At 58.6% G+C, this 23,766-nt stretch carries 19 protein-coding genes; 10 read left to right on the forward strand and 9 right to left on the reverse strand.

Going from position 1 to position 23,766, the window contains the following annotated elements:
• The first annotated feature begins 47 nt into the window (after nucleotides 1-47).
• Together aepX and gdhA are read left to right on the forward strand one after the other, a co-directional pair.
• Entirely contained in the window at nucleotides 48-938 is an 891-nt protein-coding gene (aepX, locus tag JMV15_RS17150; RefSeq protein ID WP_032904173.1) for a phosphoenolpyruvate mutase, read from the forward strand.
• Nucleotides 939-1,284: 346 nt separating this feature from the next.
• Nucleotides 1,285-2,622, forward strand: coding sequence for an NADP-specific glutamate dehydrogenase (gdhA, locus tag JMV15_RS17155; protein WP_038451559.1), 1,338 nt, complete (start codon nucleotides 1,285-1,287; stop codon nucleotides 2,620-2,622).
• On the opposite strand, the gene JMV15_RS17160 is transcribed toward gdhA, so the two are convergent.
• The 4 genes from JMV15_RS17160 to JMV15_RS17175 form a co-directional block, all read right to left on the reverse strand.
• On the reverse strand, nucleotides 2,619-3,116 hold the full coding sequence (locus JMV15_RS17160) for a GreA/GreB family elongation factor (protein ID WP_201491816.1): 498 nt from the start codon (nucleotides 3,114-3,116) through the stop codon (nucleotides 2,619-2,621). The two genes, gdhA and JMV15_RS17160, sit on opposite strands and share 4 nt — an antisense overlap.
• Before the next feature lie 153 nt (nucleotides 3,117-3,269).
• Entirely contained in the window at nucleotides 3,270-3,626 is a 357-nt protein-coding gene (locus tag JMV15_RS17165; RefSeq protein ID WP_019818009.1) for a hypothetical protein, read from the reverse strand.
• Nucleotides 3,627-3,823: 197 nt separating this feature from the next.
• Nucleotides 3,824-5,677, reverse strand: coding sequence for an Lnb N-terminal periplasmic domain-containing protein (locus tag JMV15_RS17170; protein ID WP_019818006.1), 1,854 nt, complete (start codon nucleotides 5,675-5,677; stop codon nucleotides 3,824-3,826).
• Between the two features lie 92 nt (nucleotides 5,678-5,769).
• Nucleotides 5,770-6,258, reverse strand: a complete 489-nt coding sequence (locus JMV15_RS17175) for a DUF3015 domain-containing protein (protein ID WP_003194274.1) — start codon at nucleotides 6,256-6,258, stop codon at nucleotides 5,770-5,772.
• Nucleotides 6,259-6,521: 263 nt separating this feature from the next.
• Here JMV15_RS17175 and JMV15_RS17180 point away from each other — a divergent pair, with 263 nt between their 5' ends.
• Both JMV15_RS17180 and JMV15_RS17185 read left to right on the forward strand, forming a co-directional pair.
• Nucleotides 6,522-8,960, forward strand: coding sequence for a Lon protease family protein (locus JMV15_RS17180; RefSeq protein ID WP_201491818.1), 2,439 nt, complete (start codon nucleotides 6,522-6,524; stop codon nucleotides 8,958-8,960).
• Between the two features lie 314 nt (nucleotides 8,961-9,274).
• Nucleotides 9,275-9,592: a PA4575 family protein gene (locus JMV15_RS17185; protein WP_003194269.1), complete on the forward strand. Its 318-nt coding sequence runs from the start codon at nucleotides 9,275-9,277 to the stop codon at nucleotides 9,590-9,592.
• A gap of 59 nt (nucleotides 9,593-9,651) precedes the next feature.
• Here JMV15_RS17185 and JMV15_RS17190 read toward each other — a convergent pair whose 3' ends face one another.
• Nucleotides 9,652-11,475 carry a hypothetical protein gene (locus tag JMV15_RS17190; RefSeq protein ID WP_081339087.1) on the reverse strand — a complete coding sequence of 608 codons (1,824 nt, stop codon included), beginning with the start codon at nucleotides 11,473-11,475 and terminating at the stop codon, nucleotides 9,652-9,654.
• A gap of 162 nt (nucleotides 11,476-11,637) precedes the next feature.
• Between JMV15_RS17190 and JMV15_RS17195 the strand changes: the two genes are divergently transcribed.
• The gene (locus JMV15_RS17195) at nucleotides 11,638-12,126 is read left to right on the forward strand and encodes a TIGR00645 family protein (RefSeq protein ID WP_014719996.1); all 489 of its coding nucleotides are present in this window, start codon (nucleotides 11,638-11,640) and stop codon (nucleotides 12,124-12,126) included.
• 15 nt (nucleotides 12,127-12,141) lie between these two features.
• Here JMV15_RS17195 and JMV15_RS17200 read toward each other — a convergent pair whose 3' ends face one another.
• The 4 genes from JMV15_RS17200 to JMV15_RS17215 form a co-directional block, all read right to left on the reverse strand.
• Nucleotides 12,142-13,575, reverse strand: a complete 1,434-nt coding sequence (locus JMV15_RS17200; protein WP_038451553.1) for an ArnT family glycosyltransferase — start codon at nucleotides 13,573-13,575, stop codon at nucleotides 12,142-12,144.
• Between the two features lie 116 nt (nucleotides 13,576-13,691).
• Nucleotides 13,692-14,717: a hypothetical protein gene (locus JMV15_RS17205; protein WP_038451551.1), complete on the reverse strand. Its 1,026-nt coding sequence runs from the start codon at nucleotides 14,715-14,717 to the stop codon at nucleotides 13,692-13,694.
• A gap of 106 nt (nucleotides 14,718-14,823) precedes the next feature.
• Complete coding sequence (locus JMV15_RS17210) at nucleotides 14,824-15,078, reverse strand: DUF6124 family protein (protein ID WP_038451549.1); 255 nt, start codon at nucleotides 15,076-15,078, stop codon at nucleotides 14,824-14,826.
• 348 nt (nucleotides 15,079-15,426) lie between these two features.
• Entirely contained in the window at nucleotides 15,427-15,945 is a 519-nt protein-coding gene (locus tag JMV15_RS17215) for a cysteine hydrolase family protein (RefSeq protein WP_038451547.1), read from the reverse strand.
• Nucleotides 15,946-16,328: 383 nt separating this feature from the next.
• Between JMV15_RS17215 and JMV15_RS17220 the strand changes: the two genes are divergently transcribed.
• The 5 genes from JMV15_RS17220 to JMV15_RS17240 are packed head-to-tail and all read left to right on the forward strand — an operon-like array spanning nucleotide 16,329 to nucleotide 23,764.
• Nucleotides 16,329-19,154, forward strand: coding sequence for a Z1 domain-containing protein (locus JMV15_RS17220; protein WP_201491820.1), 2,826 nt, complete (start codon nucleotides 16,329-16,331; stop codon nucleotides 19,152-19,154).
• Nucleotides 19,155-19,157: 3 nt separating this feature from the next.
• Entirely contained in the window at nucleotides 19,158-21,203 is a 2,046-nt protein-coding gene (locus tag JMV15_RS17225; RefSeq protein ID WP_038451544.1) for a hypothetical protein, read from the forward strand.
• Entirely contained in the window at nucleotides 21,200-22,159 is a 960-nt protein-coding gene (locus JMV15_RS17230; RefSeq protein WP_201491822.1) for a hypothetical protein, read from the forward strand. The genes JMV15_RS17225 and JMV15_RS17230 overlap by 4 nt, the downstream gene beginning before the upstream one ends.
• On the forward strand, nucleotides 22,156-22,854 hold the full coding sequence (locus JMV15_RS17235) for a hypothetical protein (protein ID WP_051661116.1): 699 nt from the start codon (nucleotides 22,156-22,158) through the stop codon (nucleotides 22,852-22,854). Before JMV15_RS17230 ends, JMV15_RS17235 begins: the two co-directional genes overlap by 4 nt.
• The gene (locus JMV15_RS17240; protein WP_038451539.1) at nucleotides 22,847-23,764 is read left to right on the forward strand and encodes a PD-(D/E)XK motif protein; all 918 of its coding nucleotides are present in this window, start codon (nucleotides 22,847-22,849) and stop codon (nucleotides 23,762-23,764) included. Before JMV15_RS17235 ends, JMV15_RS17240 begins: the two co-directional genes overlap by 8 nt.
• The last annotated feature ends 2 nt before the right edge of the window (nucleotides 23,765-23,766 follow it).

The following is a 23,766-nucleotide window of genomic DNA, read 5'->3' on the forward strand; positions in this document are numbered from 1 at the left end:
GCTGTCCGATAACCCTTGTTGTGCCGCTGATAAGGAGCCTGAACCCTATGATGGATACCGAAGCGCGCCGACGCCCTCTGTCGGCGCTGTTGGATAGCAACCGTTGCCTGCGTGTACTCGAAGCCCATAGCCCGATATCGGCGTTGCTTGCGCAGCGCGCCAGGCTGGAAATCAGCCCAGGGCATACGGTGGGGTACGACGCCATCTGGTCGAGTTCGCTGACCGACTCGACCCAGCGCGGGTTACCCGACATCGAAATCCTTTCGCCCAGTAACCGATTGCCGGGGATTCGCGAAATATTCGATGTGTGCTCGCTGCCGCTGATATTCGATGCCGATACCGGCGGCAAGGCCGAACATTTCGCGATTCATATCAAGATGCTGGAGCGCGCGGGCGTCTCGGCGGTGGTGATCGAAGACAAGTGCGGCCTGAAGAAGAACTCACTCTTGGGCATCGAGGTCGACCAGGCGCAGGAGTCCATCGAGGCCTTTTGCGCCAAACTCCAGGCCGGCTGTGCGAGTCGCACCGGCTCAGGGCTGATGATGATTGCCCGGTGTGAAAGCTTGATTCTGGATCGCGGCATGGAAGAGGCGATGGCGCGGTGCCTGGCGTATGTCGAGGCGGGGGCGGATGGCATCATGATCCACAGCCGCAAGCAGGATGGCCTGGAAATTCTGGAATTCGCCCGGCAGTTTCGCCTGCAGCGGCCCAGGGTACCGCTGATTTGTGTGCCGACCAGCTATGTTCACCTGAAGTTCGAGGTGCTGGAGCGAGCAGGTTTCAACGCGGTGATTTATGCCAATCACATGTTGCGCAGTGCCTACCTGGCCATGCGCGATACTGCCGTCGGCATACTCGCCAATGGCAGGACGCTGGAACTGGAGCCACGTTGCCTGGGCATTGACGAGATACTCGACCTGGTGCCGGGCACGCGCTAGTGCCCTGCGCGAGTCTGTGGGCAAATGCAGTGCGGGCTTGCTCGCGAAAGCGGTGGGTCAGCCGCTGCATCTGTAACTGCACCGCCGCTATCGCAGGCAAGCCAGCTCCCACATGACCGGTGTACTCGATCCAATGTGGGAGCTGGCTTGCCTGCGATAACGGCCTACCTGTTGGTGCAAAACTCAGAGTGAAATCCCCATTTAAGGGCAAAAGAAGGCAGTTATTTATACTTATTGCACCATTTAATTTCACAAAAGCGACATTTTGCCCTGTCACGGTGCGAAACGAATTGATAAAGTCCGGCTCAATCTCCGTTTAACAACAATCAATTTGCCGAGACTGTTCATGACCGAATCCGTCGATTCCTTCCTTGCCCGCCTCAAGAAACGCGACCCGGACCAACCGGAATTCCACCAGGCTGTAGAAGAAGTCCTGCGCAGCCTGTGGCCCTTTCTTGAAGCCAACCCGCACTATCTGAACTCGGGCATCCTGGAGCGCATCTGCGAGCCAGAGCGCGCGATCACGTTCCGGGTGTCGTGGGTGGATGACCACGGCAAGGTCCAGGTCAATCGCGGTTTCCGTATCCAGATGAACAGCGCCATTGGGCCCTACAAAGGTGGCTTGCGCTTCCACCCTTCGGTCAACCTGGGTGTGCTGAAATTCCTCGCCTTCGAACAGACCTTCAAGAACTCCCTGACCTCGCTGCCCATGGGCGGCGGCAAAGGCGGCTCGGACTTCGACCCCAAGGGCAAGAGCGACGCCGAAGTGATGCGCTTCTGCCAGGCGTTCATGAGCGAGCTGTACCGCCATATCGGTGCGGACGTGGACGTACCGGCCGGTGATATCGGTGTGGGCGCACGGGAAATCGGCTTCCTGTTCGGCCAGTACAAACGCCTGAGTAACCAATTCACCTCAGTGCTGACCGGCAAGGGCATGACCTACGGCGGCAGCTTGATCCGTCCGGAAGCCACCGGTTTCGGCTGTGTGTATTTCGCCGAGGAAATGCTCAAACGCCAAAGTCAGCGCGTTGAAGGCAAGCGTGTGGCCGTGTCCGGCTCCGGTAACGTGGCGCAGTACGCGGCGCGCAAGGTCATGGACCTGGGCGGCAAGGTGATTTCCCTGTCGGACTCCGAAGGCACCCTGTACGCCGAAAGCGGGTTGACCGAAGAACAATGGTCGGCCCTGCTGGAGCTGAAAAACGTACAGCGCGGGCGTATCAGTGAGCTGGCCACACGTTTCGGCCTGGAGTTCCGCAAAGGCCAGGCGCCGTGGGAACTGGCCTGCGATATCGCACTACCTTGCGCCACCCAGAACGAACTCGACGCCGAAGCAGCGCGTACCTTGCTGCGCAACGGTTGCCTCTGCGTGGCCGAAGGCGCGAACATGCCGACCACGTTGGAGGCTGTGGATATCTTTATCGACGCGGGCATTCTGTTTGCACCGGGCAAGGCGTCCAATGCCGGTGGTGTGGCGGTGAGCGGTCTGGAAATGTCGCAAAACGCCATGCGCCTGCTGTGGACCGCAGGGGAGGTGGACAGCAAGCTGCACAACATCATGCAGTCGATCCACCATGCCTGCGTGCATTACGGTGAAGAAAACGGCCGTATCAACTACGTCAAGGGCGCCAACATCGCAGGCTTCGTGAAAGTGGCTGACGCGATGCTGGCCCAAGGCATCGTTTAAATCTCGGGTTCGACGCGTAACACTTCGATCAACTGATCGCCGACGGGGCGCTGCCACAGCACCTCGTCGCCCACGTGGGCGCCCAACAAAGCACGGCCCAGGGGCGAGCCCCAGTTGATCAAGCCTGCGTTGGCATCGGCCTGGTCTTCACCGACCAACTGGATGCGCTGCTGTTCGTCCTGCTCGTTGGCGAACGTGACCCAACTGCCGATCTGCACCTTGTCGGTGGACGTGGCCGGCGCGACCACCTGGGCACTCTGCACTCGTTGGTTGAAGTAGCGCAGGTCCCGCTCAAGATCCGCCTGGCGCTGTTTATCGGCCTGCTCACCCTTGGCGGCTTCGTCGCTGTGCTCCCCTTGCAACTGTGCCACCCTGGCCTGCAATTGCGCCAACCCTTGCGCGGTCAGGCGGTTAGGTTGCGCGCTGACCTGACGCTCCACCGGCTGATCAGCCTGGTCCGCCGCGTTATCTTCATTTACAAAAGCTCGGCTCATGGCGTTCTCCTTCCTATGAAGGTTGGGCCACGTTCGCTGCCTGATCGTTCCCACGCTCCGCGTGGTAATGCATCCTGTGACGCTCCGCGTCACGACCTCGCGAGCGGACGCGGAGCGTCCAGGGCGGCATTCCCACGCAAAGCGTGGGAACGATCAGCGTGAGCGATAGGCTTTGGCGGCGTCACGATCTTTTTCCTGCTGCCAATCGCGCTCGCGGTCGTCCCTGCGGTTTTCCTCGTAATCGCGCAGTTCCTGGCTCTCGCGCATGGCCTTGCACTGACGAAACCCATCTTCCCAGCCTTCGGCGTATGGCCGGTCTTTGAGGTAGCGTGGCACATTCTTGCGAAACGCCCCGGTAATCACCCCAGCGGCCTGGCGACCGCTGCTGCAACCGTCATCAAAACCATCGGCGAAGGCGGGTGGATAACCTTTGGCCAGCAATTCCTGATGGGTTGACTGGCAACCCGACAACCCCACCACCGCGCACAGCATGACCGCATACCGCCACATGGCGTACTCCCTGGCCGTTTTACGGCTGATAAGGGAAGTCTAGAAGGGGATTTGTTGGGGCGGTGTGAAAGGCGGGTCAGAAAGTTGTGGGCCGAGTATAAAACCTGTGAGAGCTGGCTTGCCTGCGATGGCGGTGCGTCAGTCACTTAAACCTTGGCTGATATACCGTATATCGCGAGCAAGCCCGCACTCATTAATCAGTAGTGGTACCACTTCAGCTCAAGCATCACTTCATTCACTGGCGTGGACAGGTGGCTGTATTCACGCTGGGCGCTCAAGCGCAGGCCCAGGTTGCGCGACAGTTCCCACTGCTGGTTGAGGCTGATGCTGCGCCGCACTTCGCCATTGGTGAAGAAATCCCCCTTGGCTTCCAGGCTCAGATTGCCCAACGGGTTTTTCCACAGCACGCCGGTATTGAACCCTGCCGCCGGGGAGATGGCTTCGCTGAAGTCGTTGTTGTGCTCCACGCGCACGGTGCCGAGGGCGAAGCCGAGCATGTCGTCGGAGAGTTGCCAGGTGCCACCGGCGCCGCCGTTGACGTGGGCGACCAGGGTTTCGTCGTCGTGTTTGCCCGGCACCCGCTCCAGGCCGCCGGTGACTTGCCACGACCAAGGTTGCAGCAGCGCATTGCGTGGCGTCAGCGAGCGGATGGTGGCCAGGTCCAGTTGCTGGAGCTGCCAGTGATTGCCCTCGTACTGGCGCAATTTCATTTGCAGGATTTCGATCTGCGCGCCCAGGGGGAAGCCTTCGGCGTTGTCGTTGAGGTCGTGGTAGGCCATGCGCAGGCCGTATTCGCCGAAGGCTTTGTCGCCACGGGTGCCGATGCCGGCTTGCCAGGTGCGCGATTCGTGGCCGTTTTCCGGCAGGCCAGGCGGGGTGATTTTCAGGTCTGGTGCCGGGTTCTGGTTGATCGCGCGCAGCAGTTCGAAGCTGCGCTGGGAGCGTGTCGCGTCGCGCTCCAGGCCATTGGCGCGGTAGCGGCCCAGGCGGTAAGCAGCATCCACGATCAGTGCCTGGCGCTCGCGGGGCAGTGCTTTGAATGCCGGTTCCTGCAGTTGCTTTTGGTCGTCGCTGATTTTCAGCACCCACTGTTGCTCATCGCTATCGAGTGGCTTGGCGCGTTCCAGCAGTTCACGTTCACGGGAGGGGCGATAGTCGATCTTTTCCACCAGCCCTGCGTCTTTTACCGCTTTGACCGTGTCGGTAGGGATCGCGGTGAGTGGGAATTGCTCAGTCAAACGCAGGCCAGGGCGGGCCACTTGCAGCAGTTCGAGCAGGCGGTAGGAGCAGTTTTCGTCGAAGAAGAAGTAATCGAACTGGATCTGCTTGAGCTCCCACACGTGCTCGACCATACGCTTGGTCTCGACCTCGGTGAGATTCAAGCGGTATTCCCACAAATCGCGGTTTTCGAGGCTGCGGTATTCCGAGAGTTTCTCCTGATAGGGCACCAGGGCGAACAGGCCCGGATAACCGCCCATCAAGCCCTTCCAGGCATAGAGGATGCTGTTGTCGGAGCCTTCGATATAGGCGCCGAAGTTGATCGCATAGCTGAGCAGCGCGGTGTTGTTGCTTTGCACGTCGGCCTGGTCGATGCGCAGCAGGGTGTGGCCGAACATCGACGACGGGCTGTTGAGGTAGGCTGCCGGGAAGATCATCACCGCACTATGGGGCGCGACATCCTTGAACCACTGGGTGAACTCTTTGCACTCCAGGGCGGGCAGGTCGTTCAGTTGCAACTGGGCCTTGAGCCAGCGGGTGCGTGCGGGGTAGACGCATTGGGCGTGCTTTTCACCCAGGCTGGCCGGTGCATACAGCGCATCAACGGTGGCCTTGAGTTCGGCGTCCGGATGGTGCGCGCCATCGGGAGCGATGAAGAATTTCTTGTCGCTGACATAGCTGCGCCAGCCACTGATCTTGCCGGCTTCGTAGTGCCCCAGCGACAGCCAGAACGGATCATTGGCCAGTTGCTGCAAACGTTGATCGTCGAGGTGCGGTGCCGCATGCAGCGGGGCGCAGGCGAAGAGAGCCAGGCAAGCGAGGCGTTTGAGCATGGGGGCTACTTAAGTCGGACGGAAAAAAAGACCCAAGGTGGGCGGGTCGAAAAAATAAAACCCGCGCCTCGAAAGGCGCGGGCAGGTCGAGCTTAAGCCTGGGTTGCGTATTTCGCCAGACGGGCATCGCTTTTCAGTACAGCAATGGTGTTGTTGTGCACGTCGTCAGCGGTCACGTCAGCCTTGCTGAAGATCTGCTGGAAGTGCTCGTGGGTCACGGCCGCGAAGTGATCGCGATCTTCCGGCGCAACACCCAGTACCACCGCGTAGGTGGTCAGCGCTTCGCCGTTGCCTTTGGCCATGTCTTCGGACAGCTCGTTCATCATGCCATTCATGGCAATCCAGGACTTGCCGCCGTAGGTCAGGGCGCTGTTGGTGCTGCAACCGTTGGTGCCCGAGGTCATGCCGAAGGTGGCGTTACCCGAAGTACCGTTGGTGGTGGAGGCGAGGAAGTGGGCCGGAGTACCGCGCTGGCCTTCGAACAACATGTTGCCCCAACCGCAGTTCGGGCCACCTGGTGCTTCTGCCATTGCATTGAGGGAGACGACGGTGAAGAGAGTACCAAGAAGGATCCGTTTCATAGCTTTGTTCTCTTTGTGTGCAAACCAATGGACAAGGGTTCAGGTGCTCAACGCACCCTAGGGGCCAGTTATTAGTCCAACCCGCGCAGTTTGGAGTTTAGGCACGTTCCCAGGGTTCCGTGTTTTTTTATAAACATTCAGTGGCGGGCGATTTTTTTGCAGGACGCGTGCGGTGGCTATGCTTTCCCGAAAGCGCGCCTTGCCAGAGCGCTCAACCGGGAGCCAGAATGCCCCATCTGCCCCGCCTGATGTAAGGAAGCCCGATGCCTGATCCTGTTGCTGCCAGCTTGCGTCTAGCGCCCGAAGCGCTGACTCGCCCTTTCTCCGCTGAACAGTTCAGCTTCTCGACCACCAATGATTTGGAGCCCTTTCGCGGTGTGCTTGGCCAGGAACGTGCGGTTGAAGCCTTGCAGTTCGGCGTGGCCATGCCACGCCCCGGTTACAACGTGTTTGTCATGGGCGAGCCGGGCACCGGCCGCTTTTCGTTCGTCAAACGCTACCTGAAAGCCGAAGGCAAGCGCCTGCGAACCCCGGCGGACTGGGTTTATGTGAATAATTTCGATGAGCCCCGCGAGCCTCGTGCCCTGGAATTGCCGGGTGGCGCCGCCGCGGCGTTTATCGCCGATATCAACGGCCTGGTCGACAACCTGGTCGCCACCTTCCCGGCGGTGTTCGAGCACCCGACTTATCAACAGCGTAAAAGCGCCATCGACCGGGCGTTCAACCAGCGCTACGACAAAGCGCTGGACGTGATCGAGCGCCTGGCCCTGGAAAAAGACGTGGCGCTGTACCGCGACAGCTCCAACATCGCCTTCACGCCGATGCTCGACGGCAAGGCGCTGGATGAAGCCGAGTTTTCGCAACTGCCGGAAGCCGATCGCGAGCGCTTCCACACCGATATCTCCGAGCTGGAAGAGCGCCTCAACGAAGAGCTGGCCAGCCTGCCGCAGTGGAAGCGTGAGTCCAACAACCAGCTGCGCCAGTTCAACGAAGAAACCATCACCCTGGCCCTGCAGCCTTTGCTGGCGCCGTTGTCAGAAAAATACGCAGAAAATGCCGGCGTCTGTGGCTACCTGCAGGCCATGCAGGTGTACCTGCTCAAAACCGTGGTGGAGCAATTGGTGGACGACGCCAAGACCGACGCCCAGGCGCGCAAGCTGCTCGAAGAGCAGTACTGCCCGAGCCTGGTGGTGGGCCACTCGGTCAACGGCGGCGCGCCGGTGGTGTTTGAACCGCACCCGACCTACGACAACCTGTTCGGCCGTATCGAATACAGCACCGACCAGGGCGCGCTCTACACCACCTATCGCCAGTTGCGTCCAGGTGCGTTGCACCGCGCCAACGGCGGTTTCCTGATTCTGGAAGCCGAAAAAATGCTCAGCGAACCCTTTGTGTGGGATGCGCTCAAGCGTTCCCTGCAATCGCGCAAGCTGAAGATGGAGTCGCCCCTGGGCGAACTCGGCCGCCTGGCCACCGTGACCCTCAACCCGCAGATGATTCCCTTGCAGGTCAAGGTGATCATCATCGGCTCGCGCCAGTTGTATTACGCCTTGCAGGACGCCGACCCGGACTTCCAGGAGATGTTCCGCGTATTGGTGGACTTCGACGAAGACATCCCCATGGTCGACGAGAGCCTGGAGCAGTTCGCCCAGTTGCTCAAAACCCGTACCTCGGAAGAAGGCATGGCGCCGCTGACTTCGGACGCGGTGGCGCGCCTGGCGACCTACAGCGCACGCCTGGCCGAACATCAGGGGCGCTTGTCGGCGCGTATTGGTGATTTGTTCCAGTTGGTGAGCGAGGCGGACTTTATTCGCCACCTGGCCGGCGACGAAATGACCGATGCCGGGCATATCGAGCGCGCCCTCAAGGCCAAGGCCACGCGCACCGGCCGCGTGTCCGCGCGGATCCTCGACGACATGCTCGCCGGCGTCATCCTGATCGACACCGCCGGCGCCGCTGTGGGCAAGTGCAACGGCTTGACGGTGCTGGAGGTCGGCGACTCGGCATTCGGCGTGCCGGCGCGGATTTCCGCCACGGTGTACCCAGGTGGTAGCGGTATTGTCGACATCGAGCGCGAAGTTAACCTCGGCCAGCCGATTCACTCCAAGGGCGTGATGATCCTCACCGGTTACCTGGGCAGCCGCTATGCCCAGGAATTCCCGTTGGCCATCTCCGCCAGTATTGCCCTGGAGCAGTCCTACGGGTATGTGGACGGCGACAGTGCGTCCCTGGGCGAGGCGTGCACCTTGATCTCGGCTCTGTCGAAGACGCCGCTCAAGCAATGTTTTGCCATCACCGGCTCGATCAACCAGTTTGGTGAAGTGCAGGCGGTGGGCGGGGTCAACGAGAAGATCGAAGGCTTCTTCCGCCTCTGCGAAGCCCGTGGGTTGACTGGTGAGCAGGGTGCGATCATCCCTCAGGCCAACGTCGCCACGCTGATGCTCGACGAGAAGGTGTTGCAGGCCGTGCGTGCCGGGCAATTCCATATCTATGCGGTGCGCCAGGCGGATGAGGCCTTGAGCCTGCTGGTGGGCGAGGATGCCGGTGAGCCGGACGCCGAGGGGCAGTTCCCGGAAGGCACCGTGAATGCGCGGGTGGTGGAGCGCCTGCGCGCGATTGCCGAGATGATCAGTGAGGAAGATTTGAAGGAGGCGGAGAAAGAGCTGGCGCAGCAGGCGTTGGCCGAAGCCAAGCCGACCTGATAGCTGTCATCACTCGGTCAAGGTGGGAGCTGGCTTGCCTGCGATAGCGGTGTATCAGTCAACTGGGACGTTGGCTGTGAGTCTGTCATCGCAGGCAAGCCAGCTCCCACATTGGTCCGTGGTGTTTTGGGGCGCGTTTAGCGTGCCACAAAATTGACTCCATTCTCGGGGACCAACGCCCGTTGGTCCCTACAACCTTGGTTTGTGGTGTTTTTCTTCTATTCTCAGACTCAGGGATATCCACAGGAGTCGCAGGATAGAAACAGCCTCGCCTTGCGCTGGGGCTGAACACCGATCTACCGAGGGGCGCCGCCATGTCGCGCAACCTTTGCCTTACTCGCCAGTGCCTGGGCCTGGTCACCCGTATCGAATGCTCCATTCGCCCTCTCGCTGGGGATAACGGGATGTGGACGCTGTTGTTTGCCGCCGGCATGTCGGGCGAGCAGCCTTCCACCGTCAAATCCCAGGGCCCGTTCCATGGGCCCTTCGTGGCAGAACGCATGCTGGGCACCATCGTTGATAGCCTGACCTTGCACGGCTACGAGCAAATGGACGAGCCGCAGATCTGGTGTCTGCACCTGCAGGCTCATCTGCGCCAACTCAATGGCGGCCAGGAGCGGCTGGCCCTCTGAGGATCGTTCCCACGCTCCGCGTGGTAACGCCGCCCCGGACGCTCCGCGTCCACCCAGGGCTATTTGCTCTCAGGCCTGTCCAGCTTCACCTCAAAGCCGTACTGCACGGTGCTGAGGTCGGTGCGCTGGTAACTTTCCAGCGTGGTCGGCTGGCCGTAGAAGTAATGCACGTCAAACATCGCCGTGCCGTATTCCTCGGCGCGGTGGCTGACGCCGAGGATCTCCTTGAGATAATTGCCGCTGGCATCCTTGGCGTAGAAGCGCCAGCTGTCGGCGGGGAAGTCCTTCTGGTCGACGATCAGCGCGTTGTCCTTGAGCGACAGGCCCTTGGGCAGCTTGGCGGCGTCAATCGTGGCCTTCTCGATGGTGGCCAAAAACAACGGTACCGAGCCCACCACAAACGCCGGTGTTTCCGGGAACAGGTTGAGGTCGTAGGTGAGCGTGCCGCTGACGGCGTTCAGCTCGAAAGCCTCGGTCGGCAGCTCGATAGGCTCGCCCCGTTCGCCTTTGTCATCGGCGGTGAAAAAAGTGATAGGCGCGTCACTGTTGTTGCGCTCGGCACCGACCAGGTCGTCATTGAAGGTGAACGGGTGGTCGAACACGATTTTTGCGGCACTGGCGTCTTCGGTCGATTGGCTGATGGTGACGCTGTTTTTCAGTTGGTCCTCGGTCATCGAGGCATCCTTGAGCCAACTGGCGGCGCCGTCGTCATACACCGTGACCGGCATTGGCAGGGGCTGTACGGTGTTTTGCAGGCTGTTCCTGTCAAAGCGCATCACCGGCAGGTCCAGATCTTTACGGGTGAGCGTGGCCTTGGAGAAATCCAGCACATTCACCTGCAGGTTATCGACCAGCCCGTTGAAATACACCTTGGCGTAATGGCTGGTCTGCTGGCGCTCGAAGGCTTTTTGCGCGTCGGTGAGCTGTTTATCGAAGGCATCGGACCACGCGGTCTGTTTTTGCATCTCGGCCAGTTGTTTTTCATAGAACGCCACTTGCGCGGCACTCTCGTTGATCGAGCCTGAGCGGGTCAGAAACTGCCCGGTGCTGTCCCGTGCCTGCACCAGCAGTGGGTTGGGTGACGCATCGCCCACTTCGGCGGCCAGGGGCTGGCTGTTGGTCAGTTCGATCTCGGCGTAGTTTTTTTCCAGCGTCAGCAGGTTGAGGGTGATATTGCCGTCGGTGCGTTTATGGCCCACGTCTTGTTTGGTCAGGTCGAACGTCAGCACCTTGCCCGGGGTGATCACCTCCACCGCGCCCTTGAGGCTGATGGGTTGTGGCTGGCTCTTGTTTTCCGTCTCGATCCCTTCAATAAACGGGTAGGTCACCGTCAGGTCGTCGGGGTTGGTCAGGTTGGAACTGCTGGGGCTCAGTTGGATGCCGGGGTCGGTTTCTGACCATTCCGGCTGGAAGGGAATGACTTTATTGTTGCTCAGGGTGACCGACTGCCATTCCAGGCCATGGGGGAAGGGGAACTGGTCCGGGGCGTTGAAGTTGAACGGGAAGACCGGCTGCAAATCCGTCAGGTAGTCGGAGTGCGAGGTTTTGCGCAGCACGAACAGGCCATTGATGTAGGTGTCCACCAGCGCTTGGGGCGTAGGGTAATGCTTGAGCAGGGCCAGGCTGTCTTCGCCGTATTCGGCTTGGATGGGCTTGCTGGCGAGCTTGGCGCGCGCACGTTCCAGCAACAGCAGCGAGCCGCCAAGGTCGGCGATGGCATCGCGCAGCTTGGGGTCCTGAATACTGTCCAGGGACTGTTCGAACTTCGTGGTTTTCTCTTCGAGGGTCGCCTGCTTCTGCTCTTCTTTGGGGGAGCAGCCGCTGGCCATCAGCAACGCCGCGCACAGGCCGAGAGTGGCCAAAGGGGATCGCACATCCATCATCTGAGTTTTCCTGTCCGACATCATCGAGCCGAGTGAATGGCCTCGACACTAGCAGAAAAATTCTCTTACAGATGCCACTTGGGTCAGTTTTCTCGCGGTGACAGGGGCCGGGTGGCGGCTGGTATACTCGGCGCCATTTTTAGCCAAGCTGTGTGAGATTCAATGGAACGCTTTATCGAAAATACAATGTACGCCTCGCGTTGGCTGCTGGCGCCGATCTACCTGGGCCTGTCCCTGGGCTTGCTGGTCCTGGCGCTGAAATTCTTCCAGGAAATCATTCACGTGATTCCCAACATCTTCACCATGTTGGAAGCCGAAGTGATCCTGCTGCTGCTGTCGTTGATCGACATGGCCCTGGTCGGTGGCTTGCTGGTGATGGTGATGATTTCCGGCTACGAGAACTTCGTCTCGCAGCTGGATATTGACGAGAACAAGGAAAAGCTCAACTGGCTGGGCACCATGGACTCTTCGTCGCTGAAGATGAAAGTGGCGGCCTCCATCGTGGCGATTTCCTCCATCCACCTGCTGCGCATCTTCATGGACGCCAAGAACGTCGATCCACAGCACCTGATGTGGTACGTGATCATCCACATGACGTTCGTGGTCTCAGCGTTCGCCATGGGCTACCTGGACAAGCTCACCAAGCATTGATACCCCGCGCCGGCCTTACTGCTCCACGAAGTAATAAGGCTGGCGGTTGACTGCCATTTGCTTGATCACCGTAACCGGCGCTTTCAGCCGGTCGGTGTGGTCCGTCAACGCCACGTTGCCGGGCTTGGCGCTGAGGAAGGCGCGCAGTTCGGCTTCGGTGTTCAGGATTGGCAAGTAGGCCTGTAGGTAGAACACGCTGGCCCCGTCGATGCGCTCGTTGGGTTGGTACATCGCCACCGTCCTGCCTTCGTCTTGCAGGGTCTGGATCTGGCTGATCACGGGTACGAATGAATGGCGCACATCGGCTTTGGGGGCAAACCAGAACGCTGCGCTCAGGTAGCAGGCGATCGCCAGGGTGAAAACCCCGCCGATGATCTGCCGGTGATAGCGGTACAGCCCCGGCTTATGGTCCTTGGCCCACTCCAGCAACACCCGCGCATACTCGGCAGCCAGTACCGCGGCAGCTGGCGTCAGCGCCATCAAGTACACCGTGCGTTTGCTGGAAGCCAGGGTCAGCAGGGTGAACTGCGCCACCAGCCACACACTGAAAAACAACCGATAGCGGTTGCGCACTAGGCTTTTGCGGAAGTGCCACAGGCCCAAGTACACCAGGATGTTCCAGGGCAGGAAGGCCTCGGGCAGTTTGGCGAGGTAATAGTAAAACGGCTCGTAATGCCCAGCCTCGACAAACGAACCGCTGAAGCGCCCGACGCTATTGGTCCATAACACTTCACCCACCGCCTGCATCCCACCGCGCTGAAACAGAAACCCCAGCCAGATCAGCAGCGGCACCAACGCCAACAGCGTGAACAGCGCCGGCTTGAGCCAATCGCCCAGCCGCAGGCGTTTATCCATCAGGCTGGTGCTGAACAGGTACACGAAAATCACAATGCCCGGCATCGCCAGGCCCAACACACCCTTGCTCAACGTAGCGATGACCATCCCGGCGGTAAACAACGCCCAGGCCCAAGTACTTGAACCTTCACGCTCAGGCCGCACAGCCTGGTAAAACCCCAGCAGGGCAGCCGTGACACCGAGGCTGAGCAACGAATCCTCACCCACACCCCGCACATTGCCCCAGTAACTGGCCATGGTCGCCAGGATCAACGCGGCACTGAACGCCAGCGCCTGCGGCCGCCCGAACCGACGCAACATCCCGTACAACAGCATCACACTGAACAACCCGGCAAACGCCGACGCCAAGCGCACCGCCCCGGTGCTGGCGCCAAACAGGCGAATCGCCCCGGCGTCCAGCCACAGGCTCAGGGGTGGTTTTTCCAGGAAGGGTTCACGAAACAGACGCGGCACCACCCAGTCATTGTCCAGGTGCATCGCCATGGCGATCCCGGACACCCGGGCTTCGGTAGAGCCTTGCAGCTCGTGGTTGCCGAGGGCGAAGAAGAACAACAGAGCAGCAAGCAAGAGCAGCAGGGGAGCGGGGCGCGTCATGGAGTCTGGCTACCGAGGCATGAGACCGATCGGGCGACCGGTCATGGGTAGTCAGGGAGTATACGAGTGCGATTCTTAACCTTTGGTGAACGGCCGTAGGGTTTTTCTCCGGCGAATCAAGGGAGTTTCAAACTGGGCACTGCCGCTTTGCCTTGTGCGGTCAGCACCGGCTCCAACTGCTCCCAGGTGAAGGCCAAGTCGTTGTCGCAACCGTCACCATTGGCCGGTGTCGAGAGTTGCAGGCCCTGGGTGTTGAAGCTGAGGTGAAAGTTGGAATAATCGGTGATCGCCGGGCAGCCCTCGTCGGTGGTGGTTTGCTTGGCCAGCCAAGTGCTGAAGGCGGCCGGCAGCTTCAAATGGCCGGAGTAGGCGTCATGCCATTGCTGATGGCCGCCGAGCCAGGCCCATGGGTCCACACTCTCGCCGGTTTGCAGGTTCCAGGAGTGCAGGCCCCAACTGATGCCCATGGCGCCTTGGCCTGCGGCCCAGCGGTAGAACCGCACGGTGAGAAATTGCGATGACCAATAGGCAGGCTCAACCTCGATTTCACTGGTATAGACCGAACCGTTTCGACCCAGGTATTCACGCCGTTCATAAAAATAGTCGGTTAGATCTTCGTCATTGACGGCCAGGGCGGCGAGTTGCTGATTGATCTTCTGCACCGCCGGGCCGTCACCCGCAAGCTTGAGCGTGACGCGGGGGCCTTGGGTCTTGAGCTGGTAGGTGTGGTTGTGGAAAGTTTTCTCCTCAGTCTTGATCGGCAACGGCGCGGCTTCCATGGGCGCGTTATAGGCATCGCTGCCGCAGCCGTCCGTGCCAATGCGGCGTAAAGCCAGTGGCAGCGGCGCACCGCCATCGGTTTTGCTCCAGGCACCAGAAAGGGTATCGCCCTGAGGTTTTTGCAGGGCCCAGAAACCGGTGTTGCCTTCCTCCACCCAAGGAGCGTTGTCATTGGCCTGAGTCAACTGGATAGGGGTATGGATGCGCTGGTAGTAATAACTGCCATGCTCCCCGTCGGCGCCGTTGAAACACACGGTGATAGCGGACTTGCCCAAAGTACCTTGCCAAACCCCGGCCAGCTCGGCGGCTGTTGCGAGTAAAGGCATGACGGAGAGGGCGATGACGGCGAAGGGCTTGAACACGGGTATCTGACTTCCGGTTGTCTGATAAAGGCCGTCAGGGTAATGGGAAGTGTGAGGGGATGCCAGGGGGCGAGATGCGGTGAGGCGTCTCGCCCGTTTGCGTGTTTTAGGGTTGTGGAGGCTGGGTAGTGAATGGTTGGGTGTTCAAGACCCGTTCTACCAGTAGCTCACCCAGAACGATCAATTGTTGGGCTGCCAGCAACTTGTGGCGGTGCGCGCCTTCAAGTTCGAAAGCCAGGTCGGTGGTCATGGCGTTGAGGGAGGCGAGGGTTTCGCTGGCTTGGATTAGCAGGGTTTCGGGGTGGATGTTTTCAGCGAGGGTGAAGAGGGTGGTTGGGGGATTGGGGGTGATCTTTTTCATGGCTTAAACTCCTTGATTGATGGAGTCGCCAGACATCGCTGCTAAACGAAAAGGGTGGCGACCGTACGCGGGTTAGCAGACCAGGAATCAAGGAACCCGGCGCACCCGAAAGTGCCCCACGCACAGCCGCCATGATACGAACCAGCGGATGCTGAAAGCATCGCTCGAACGGATGGTGGCTTTGCAGGCCTTGATATTAACCGAGCTGCTAAACCCGGTCGCTGATTTTGCAGCGACAGGGGGAGGCTAGGCTTGTTGGGCTGAGTGCGCTAGTTCACCGACAGCTCGGCATCTTGCGGGAAAATTCCGAAGCCCAGCCCTGTTAACCTCCCCCGTCGTCAGGCTCTGTTAAAAACTCCAGTCCTCAGCCTGAACCAACTGGCAGAACGGCCCGTTGAGCGTGGCATTGTGATGAGCCACGATGGCCTCGGCTTTCATCAAGGGCGTGTCAGAACAGGTATGACCGTCGGCGATAAGCACCGCATCGAAGCCAAGATCACGCGCGGCACGGCAGGTGCTGTCGACGCAGTACTGCGTTTTCATCCCGGTAACTACCACGCCGGTGGCGCCGCTGGAGCGCAGATGGTCAGCTAGGTCAGTCATTGCAAAAGCGTTAGGACGACGCTTTTCGAACACCACTTCCCCACCCAGCAGCTTCAGTTCCTCTGCAATCAGCGTAAGCGGGCTGCCCGATTCGATTGGCGAGCCTGCGGGCCCGATATGACGCGCGAGAAAAATCGGCGCACCTGCGCTGCGAGCCTTGTCCATCAGGGTATTGAGCGTGTCCAACAGCTCGTCGCAGCGCCAGGGTTTCTCCGGGCCGTGGATGAGTCCGACTTGGATATCCAGTATCAACAGGGCGTACATGGGTGCATCTCCTTGCGTGTGAACCAGCGACACAAGGCATAAAAAAAGGCCCTGTCCATCGCTGGCGGGCCTGTGAAGTGTTCGTTGGTTATTGGCTCACGACACCTCGCACGCTCCGCTTGATGCGGTCGTGGTGGTGGTTGTCGAGGTGAGGTAATGGGTAGTCATGGGTTGACACTAGCATTGAGGTTGAGGAAATGCCAAGTTCAAAAAAGAGTTCTGACGCGATGGAAAGCATCCGCGCAACAGAAGACTCGCAATTCAAGACCGCTTGGTGACAGGGTTTTGTAAGGTGGCTAGCTCTGTGCCACTATCTCCGCTCCTGACTTGGATGTGGGCGATGTTCCTGCTTCGAGTTGTCTTCCGAATACAGTAGGGATGCTATGGCTGATTACAGTATCAACCCAGCGTACGACAAATGCCGCGCGTTCATTGATGGTTGGCGTCTGAAAGGCAGGAGCTGGGAAGATATTGCCAGGCTCGGCCGGATGGGGGAGTCGCTTGAGAAAGTCAATGACTGGTTCCTATCGCAGGAGGAAATGGACGACTGGCCTCCGCTAGGCAACAGCCCAGAAGAGCGATTTGAACGCTGGAAGGAGGTCGTTCGGCGCAAGGAGCAGGCGGAACAGCAATCTGTCGCCGCAACGAGACCCTTGATCTTTTTAGGAGCAGAAGAGGCCGAGCCGGGCATGGCTGTGCCGCAAGACGCGCGAAGTGCATGGCAGCTCTACAAAAAACACCTAATCGCACAAGGCTGGAAAGAAGACTCGGTCGATAATATTCAAAGGTCTGCGGTGCGCGTCCTCCAGAGCCTTCGGCAGGTCACAAAAGATCGCATGGCTGTAAAAGGGTTGGTGGTCGGGCATGTACAGTCCGGCAAGACAGCCAATATGGCTGGCTTGATTTCCATGTCAGCCGACTATGGATGGAACCTTTTCGTCGTGCTGACCGGGACGCTCGAGAACCTGCGGGTGCAGACCAGTAAACGTCTGGTCGGCGACCTGTTCCAGCATGATGGTAACGTCAGTTGGAAGTCGATCGAGCATCCGTCGAGAAACAGCCCCTACGGTGCCCGTGCGCAGGACATGCAGTTCGACGCTGGTCGAAGAGACCGCCATCTTGTTGTTTGTCTGAAGAACCCGGCCCGACTGAGGCATCTCATTGACTGGGTCAAGGCACACCCGTTGGGGATGTCGCAGATGCGGCTCGTTGTTATTGATGACGAAGCGGATCAGGCGGGTATCAATTCGAATGACGTTTCGAAGGCTGAGCGTACCGTCATCAATGGACTCATCCTGCAGTTGATCAGTATGCCGCTGAAATGCGTGAATTACGTAGCGTTCACTGCCACACCCGCCGCTAACTTTCTCAATGAAGGACCTGGCGACACCCTGTACCCATCGGATTTCATAGCCGCGCTGCCCCAGGCGGACGAACATTTCGGGCCCGTGCAGATTTTCGGTTACGCCGAGAATGAGAAGGAGCCGCTTGGAATCGTTCGTGAAGTTTCCAAAGAGGATCTGGAGCAGGTTGGTAGCCTTCACCGGGGGGAAGACCTGGCACTGCCTCATGCGCTGGAAGAAAGCCTGATCTGGTATGTGTGCTGTGTAGCAGTAATGCGACTGTCCGGAGCGGTAAAACCCGTGAGCATGTTGATCCATACCAGCGCAAGGCAACTTCATCATGATTTTATGAGCAAAGCGGTGCAGGCAGCTCTCGAAAAGTGGTCGGAGTATGATGACGATCAATTGACCGCCACTTTCAGGCCTGTGTGGGATAGGGTCTCGTCGGGCTTAGATGTTGCACAGTTTGCCGAGCGTTTCCCTGACTACGGACGGCTCTCCGAACTTTTGGAGCTGCCAACGTTTGTCAGTTTTTTTGCAGAAGTCCGGACACTTCTGAATATGGTGACGGCTATCCAGTTGGATGCGGACTCTGAACGGATATACCATCGTGGTATTCATGTGTGCGTCGATAACTGCGCCAATAATGGGGTGACCGATGAGAACGAGGTTCGGCGGCTCTTCTACCCAGACGCGGCGCAAGGCCTGAATTTCTGTACGGCGTTCATCGTTATCGGCGGCGGCACGCTTTCTCGGGGACTGACAATCGAAAATCTTGTCAGCACGTTTTTCCTGCGCGGGTCGGCGCAAGCAGATTCCCTCATGCAGATGGGGCGCTGGTTTGGGTACCGCAAAGGCTATGAGCTGTTGCCTCGCATCTGGATGACCGATGATACGAGAGGAAAGTACGAGTTCTTGACGGTCGCGGAGGAGGAGCTTCGTGACGATCTGCAGCGCTTCATGCATGGTGGCGCCAAGCCTGAGGAGTTCGGTCCTCGCGTCCGTGTGCATGCGAGGCTCTCCTGGATTCGCCCGACAGGTGCGAATAGGATGCAGCGGGCGATCAAGGCAACCTTCGACTTTTCGGGAATCAATCGGCAAACAACCGTTTTTCATGACGGCGATGATGCTGCCGCAGTGCTCGATGCCAATTTATCGTTAACGGAGAAATTTCTGAGCTCTGCAGGTGCCCACCTCGAAAAATCCGAGTTGAAGGGCGCCAACAGCCTTGTCTGGCGTAACGTTAAAGTAAATCGAGTAGCCGATTATCTGGCAGGCCTGTCGTTCCATCCCGGAAACCAGTTCTTTTCGGATATGAAAGCCTTTCAGAAGTGGCTCAACGAGCATGCTGAAAAGGCCGGCTACATGAATTGGAACGTCGTGGTGGCGGGTAGCGCACCGAATCAAAAAAACAGCTGGGAGATTTCTGGCAAAACTGTTGGTCGGGTCAACCGTAGTCGCTTCGCCGATAAACGTTCGGATGGCGGCGTGTCCATTGGTGCGCTGAGAGATCCGAAAGATCTGTTGGCGGATGCCCGCGACCTTGAAGAGCGTGATCTTTCCACGGCGAGTTTCCGTAATTCCGACGTGGCAAAGCTTCGTGGCAAAGGTGGTGTCGGAACAGTACCTCAACTACTGATCTATCTCATTGATAAAGACAGCGGTGTACGTCCTCCAAAGGTCGCTGCTGCGCCGCGTCGCGAGAGGCAACCCCTCAAAGCCAAGGCGCACATCATAGGTATCAGTCTTTATCTGCCCGGTTCGCAAGGCAAGCAGAAAAGCTACGTCACTCACGTGACGGTCAATATTCCCGAAATTTTCATGACATCGGAAGATGATCTTGAAGAGACGGTAGGCGTGATCTGACCTATGAAGTATTACAGCCTCCAACTGCAGCCCATGCAGGAATCCGGCGCATTCCTGCTTCGTGCGTTGCAGAACGAACAAACGCCTTTGCTGGATCTACTGGTACGCGAGTCCGTTCAGAACGCGCTCGACGCAGGGCGCAACGGTAATCAGGCTCTACCGGTTTCGGTGGACTTTCATATTCGTGAGCATTCGCTGGACGCTATCGCCTCCACGTTCACTGAAGGGCTGAACCTGCAGACGCTTGGGGAACGCTATCCGCGTACTCCGAAACTGCTCGAAATTCGCGATTCAGGTACCGAGGGGTTAACGGGACCGATGACCTTCGACAGCGTGGAGGCTAACGGTCAGCATGGGAACTTCCTGAAGCTGGTGTTCGAAATCGGGCGGACTCGCACGGATGATAGTGCGGGCGGTTCGTGGGGGTTGGGCAAGACCTGTTACTTCCGCATGGGAGCTGGCTTGGTCATCTACTATAGTCGGATCAAGACGGCCGGCGGATATGAAGAGCGGTTGGTGGCTTCGCTAGTCGAAGATGAAAATCGTGTCGACCGGCTGCAGCTCATGACGCAAACCGGCATTGCCTGGTGGGGTGCGAATGACAGCTTGCGAGCGATCACGACACCGGAGCACATTCACGAAATCCTAAAGGGATTGGGTGTCCGGCCGTTCACCGGTAAAACAACTGGAACGGCAATCATCATTCCATTGCTCAAGGACAATCTACTACCCGTGTTCGACGAAGAAGGCGGGCCGGCACCATGGTGGTACAGCAGTTACGAAGATTACGTGAATGTTGCGATCCAGCGCTGGTTCAGTGCACGGCTGGATAACCCCTTCTTCGCCAGTGGTAGATATCTAAGTGCATCGGTGAACGGCAAGGAGATAGCCAGCGCGGACATGCTGCCGACATTCCGGGTAAGCCAATGCCTGTATGACCGCGCGGTAGGAGAGGCTCCAGAGGAGGAAGATTATCTGACCGCCAGAGGTGTCAAGAGTAATGATGTGCTCTGCAGAGCTATTCAACTACGCGGTGAGTTCGTGGGTAGTGGTCAGGCGGGCTGGGTGCTTGCTGTGGCGATAAGCTCACGCCAGTTGCAAATGGATGCGCCAGACAATGCGCCCAGCCCGGAAACCTGCATCTTTTCTAAGACAGACAGCAGCGCGCCCCATCGACCGATAGTGACGTTCATGCGCTCGCCTGGAATGAATATCTGTTGGGACGACAGTATCGATTCGCGAGGCTGGGCCGGTGGTTTTGCCGGTTTTGCGGACGGCCGATACGTTGTGGCGCTGTTTCTGCCAGATTCGGATCAGGTGCTCCTGCCATCTAAAGCCCGAGGGCTCCGCTCAACCATACAGAATTTAGAAGGGTATCTGAGGAGTTGTGAGCGTGCGGATCATGCCGCTTGGATAGACGTAAACGGAGGGCGAGTGGTTGAGAAAATTCGTGCTCAGTGTGGCCGCGCGATGAAGGATTTCGGCATACCGCCCCAGCCCAGCGTGACCGTCAAACCTTTGATGCGGATGTCACGCAAACTTGCCGAGCTCGTGCTGCCCAGTCGTGGGTTTGGCGGCGATGGGCGGTTTGGCAAAGTGCCGCCGCGTGTGGCCATCGGACATGGGGCCAGAGGAGGTGCGGTGCTTTCGCCCGAGCTGGAGATAATGGAAGTCAGGTACGCAACATCCGCCATCGTCATGAAGTGGTGTTTAAGATGGGGGATGGTGCAGCCAAACATTCCGAGGGAAATCACTGTTTCTGTAGATTCCGAAGCCGGGCCGATCACCTTTGATACATGGGTTGATAGCGGGCTCGGCGCGTTCCCCTTTCGACTGGAGTCACCCCGCATCAGCAGCGCCGTCTCTTCTGTAAAAAGCATGGTAATTGCAGATGGAACAGGTGTCAGGCTCACGGTTAGTACCGCGTCTGTTCAACCGGGACTCATGCTGGAAGGGGAGCTTCACGTCAGGATGACTGAATCCGGTGGCAAGTTGTTGCGGCCAGTGATCGGTGTCCAAATTTCGGATGCAAATGGAGTCGCGGAATGAGTACTCGATTGCCGCTATATCGAATGCTGAATGCGCCGCTCGGCGACGGAAGCGAGTCTGAAGTGACCTATATCTTCCGGTCAGATGACGGTATTGATCCGGGCGCGACGGCGGTGAGTGGCGATCAATATGCCTTGGGCAAGGACAGTGACTGGAACCCGGCCGAACATCCCTTGGTGGTTCAATGTTTGATCGAGCGGGCTCCGCTTTTGGAGGCCATCTTCGGTCCCCACGGTGTGGTGAGCAGGGACGCTGAGGTTTTACTGGCGCTGGAGTGGGCCTCTGCGGACTCCTGCTGGCGAACGCTTGGACCTATTCATGGCCTACGGCACGAAGCAGATGACGAGGACGTGCTGCTCGACATCGAACTGGAGCCCGGGACGGTCAGAGGTAGCGGTCTACTATCGGTTCAAGCGTTTCTAGGCCGGTACGCAGTAGAGTTCGTTCCCGGATTTGCGCATCAGCCAGGTGCACGGCTGGGCCTCTTGGCACAGCCAATCGAAATCGTCATCGACGGTGACGGCTCCCTTTTTCCTGTGCTGGAGGAGTCTCTGGGCGCAGAAGGACCGTTGTGGGAATTGAAAGCTTGTTGGAGCGATCCGCAGGATGAACCATTCTCCAGCGACTACGTCGCGCTTGTACTTAACAACGCCCACCCGCATTTCGAACAGCTGCGCGACCGCCGGGCTCTGAATATCGAGCAGTCGCCGTTGATGCGTCAGGTGTTCGCAGCCTGGCTTGCGCTAGTCATTGCTCAGGTCCAGGAAGACATGGGCGCACAGTTTGATATGTATCTGAGCGCGCCCGATGCCGATGAAGGCATCGCGAGTATTGCTGACGCAGTTCGTTCATTCATTCGACTGGGTGATCTGAAAACAGGCTCACTTCCAGAGTTGTTCATATCTACCCAATGCTGGCTTGATCACCGGGTCCGGGAATTGGAGAGCGCAGCATGAGTTTCCCGACACTGAACCTCAAACTGTCGCAGCGCCACTTTGACGAGATGGTCAAAAGCGATGTGTTTCTCCCCGACATGTCCAGTCCCACAATGGACGAGATACGCCGTCAATTCCTCGCCATCGTGCCGCTGTATGACGCCACCGCGAGAAGCAATGCGTCAGGCCCTGGCGCATATGACATGAAAGTTGGCCTTGCCCTGTACCGGGTATTGTCAGAAGCAGGGATGGACATTCGCACTGCCGCAGATGATGGTTGGTGGCGCTTTCTTTCCCTGAGGGTGCTGCCGGATCTGGTGAGAAGTCGTTGGGACAGCGCACCACCTGTGCGGTACTGGAAGGGCCGAAGCCGCATCTGGTTGCGGGCAATGTGGTGGACCGTCCACCTTACGTGGCAGGGCTCCGAGGAAAGTACCCGAAAGGTACTGGAGAGTGTGACCACGGATACGGTAGTGCAACTGGTCGAGCGACCTGGTAAGGGCGGTTTCAGGATTGATCTGACGCGGCTGATTTTCAAAATGCGTCGGTTGCGCAAACCTTCCCAAGATCAGTTCAGGGCAATCATGAAGCTCAATACGGCTCAGATCGTGCTGAAGGAACCTCTGTTTTGCGAGGGCGGTTTGTTCGGCTACGTGGATGCGCTATTTGCCGATGTGGGATGCGCGCCCATCGATTTGGATAGTGACCATGACTGATCTTCTGAAAGAGATTCAAGAAGGCTTTGCCAACCTTGACGAGAGCGGCCGAATGTTGCCCATCAAGGCGATGCCAGTAGCGTGCCCGGCGTGGGTCTTTCGAGAAGGTGACAGGTTTGGTGTTGCTGTCGAATGCTCTGCCCCCCTACAGATTTCAGAAGGGTTCGCCGGAGCCAGCCTCCGGACAGTGGAGCGGGTTGTGGGGGGGCATCATCGGCATTTTCTGCGGCTGGAGTCGTCCATTGAATGGCTCCGCAACGAGTTCGGGGTGATCTGCGAGCATATGGTCAGCGTCGAGTCCGGAACCGCGGTGCGACAGGCGTTGCTGGCTGATCCTCTGGTTTGGTGGGAAAGGTGGCGGCACCTGCTGGGGAATGCGCTGGTCGACAAGCATGGCTATGACGTGCTCGCTGAACTGCTGACTCTGGAGACGCTGGTTATGGGAGGGGCCACCTATGAGTGGAGCGGCCCTTTCGGCGGCGTAGTTGACATCAGAACTCCAGCGACCGACTACGAAGTCAAGTCGACGATCAGCCGTTACGGAAGCGTTATCAACATTTCCGGGCAGTTCCAGTTGGCCGCTTCATCGGGTAAGCCGCTACAGCTGATTCATTTCAGGTTTGAGCCTGTCGATGATGAAGGTGTGTCGATTGATCTCGTTTGCGATCGTCTCGTTGCGCTCGGCATCGATGCCGCCGTGCTGGAAATAGCACTGCAGCGTCTCGGCATGGAGGCAGGATGTTCGGCGCGAAAAGAAGCATATAACCTGCTCGAGGCAAGATCCTATACGGTTGATGACAGTTTTCCCCGAGTAACGCCTGCATGCTTCATAGGTGGAGTAATGCCCGCAGGCGTTGTTCAGTTCGAGTACAGCGTTGATCTTTCGGGTCTAAAGTCCAGCCTGCTATAGAG

This window comes from Pseudomonas paracarnis (assembly GCF_904063055.1).
Lineage (GTDB): Bacteria > Pseudomonadota > Gammaproteobacteria > Pseudomonadales > Pseudomonadaceae > Aquipseudomonas > Aquipseudomonas paracarnis.

What these genes read in the sequence shown, in the direction of transcription:
- aepX (WP_032904173.1), top strand. Translation starts at nt 48, where the DNA reads ATGATGGATACCGAAGCGCGCCGACGCCCTCTGTCGGCGCTGTTGGAT.
- gdhA (WP_038451559.1), top strand. Translation starts at nt 1,285, where the DNA reads ATGACCGAATCCGTCGATTCCTTCCTTGCCCGCCTCAAGAAACGCGAC.
- JMV15_RS17160 (WP_201491816.1), bottom strand. Translation starts at nt 3,116, where the DNA reads ATGAGCCGAGCTTTTGTAAATGAAGATAACGCGGCGGACCAGGCTGAT.
- JMV15_RS17165 (WP_019818009.1), bottom strand. Translation starts at nt 3,626, where the DNA reads ATGTGGCGGTATGCGGTCATGCTGTGCGCGGTGGTGGGGTTGTCGGGT.
- JMV15_RS17170 (WP_019818006.1), bottom strand. Translation starts at nt 5,677, where the DNA reads ATGCTCAAACGCCTCGCTTGCCTGGCTCTCTTCGCCTGCGCCCCGCTG.
- JMV15_RS17175 (WP_003194274.1), bottom strand. Translation starts at nt 6,258, where the DNA reads ATGAAACGGATCCTTCTTGGTACTCTCTTCACCGTCGTCTCCCTCAAT.
- JMV15_RS17180 (WP_201491818.1), top strand. Translation starts at nt 6,522, where the DNA reads ATGCCTGATCCTGTTGCTGCCAGCTTGCGTCTAGCGCCCGAAGCGCTG.
- JMV15_RS17185 (WP_003194269.1), top strand. Translation starts at nt 9,275, where the DNA reads ATGTCGCGCAACCTTTGCCTTACTCGCCAGTGCCTGGGCCTGGTCACC.
- JMV15_RS17190 (WP_081339087.1), bottom strand. Translation starts at nt 11,475, where the DNA reads ATGATGGATGTGCGATCCCCTTTGGCCACTCTCGGCCTGTGCGCGGCG.
- JMV15_RS17195 (WP_014719996.1), top strand. Translation starts at nt 11,638, where the DNA reads ATGGAACGCTTTATCGAAAATACAATGTACGCCTCGCGTTGGCTGCTG.
- JMV15_RS17200 (WP_038451553.1), bottom strand. Translation starts at nt 13,575, where the DNA reads ATGACGCGCCCCGCTCCCCTGCTGCTCTTGCTTGCTGCTCTGTTGTTC.
- JMV15_RS17210 (WP_038451549.1), bottom strand. Translation starts at nt 15,078, where the DNA reads ATGAAAAAGATCACCCCCAATCCCCCAACCACCCTCTTCACCCTCGCT.
- JMV15_RS17215 (WP_038451547.1), bottom strand. Translation starts at nt 15,945, where the DNA reads ATGTACGCCCTGTTGATACTGGATATCCAAGTCGGACTCATCCACGGC.
- JMV15_RS17220 (WP_201491820.1), top strand. Translation starts at nt 16,329, where the DNA reads ATGGCTGATTACAGTATCAACCCAGCGTACGACAAATGCCGCGCGTTC.
- JMV15_RS17225 (WP_038451544.1), top strand. Translation starts at nt 19,158, where the DNA reads ATGAAGTATTACAGCCTCCAACTGCAGCCCATGCAGGAATCCGGCGCA.
- JMV15_RS17230 (WP_201491822.1), top strand. Translation starts at nt 21,200, where the DNA reads ATGAGTACTCGATTGCCGCTATATCGAATGCTGAATGCGCCGCTCGGC.
- JMV15_RS17235 (WP_051661116.1), top strand. Translation starts at nt 22,156, where the DNA reads ATGAGTTTCCCGACACTGAACCTCAAACTGTCGCAGCGCCACTTTGAC.
- JMV15_RS17240 (WP_038451539.1), top strand. Translation starts at nt 22,847, where the DNA reads ATGACTGATCTTCTGAAAGAGATTCAAGAAGGCTTTGCCAACCTTGAC.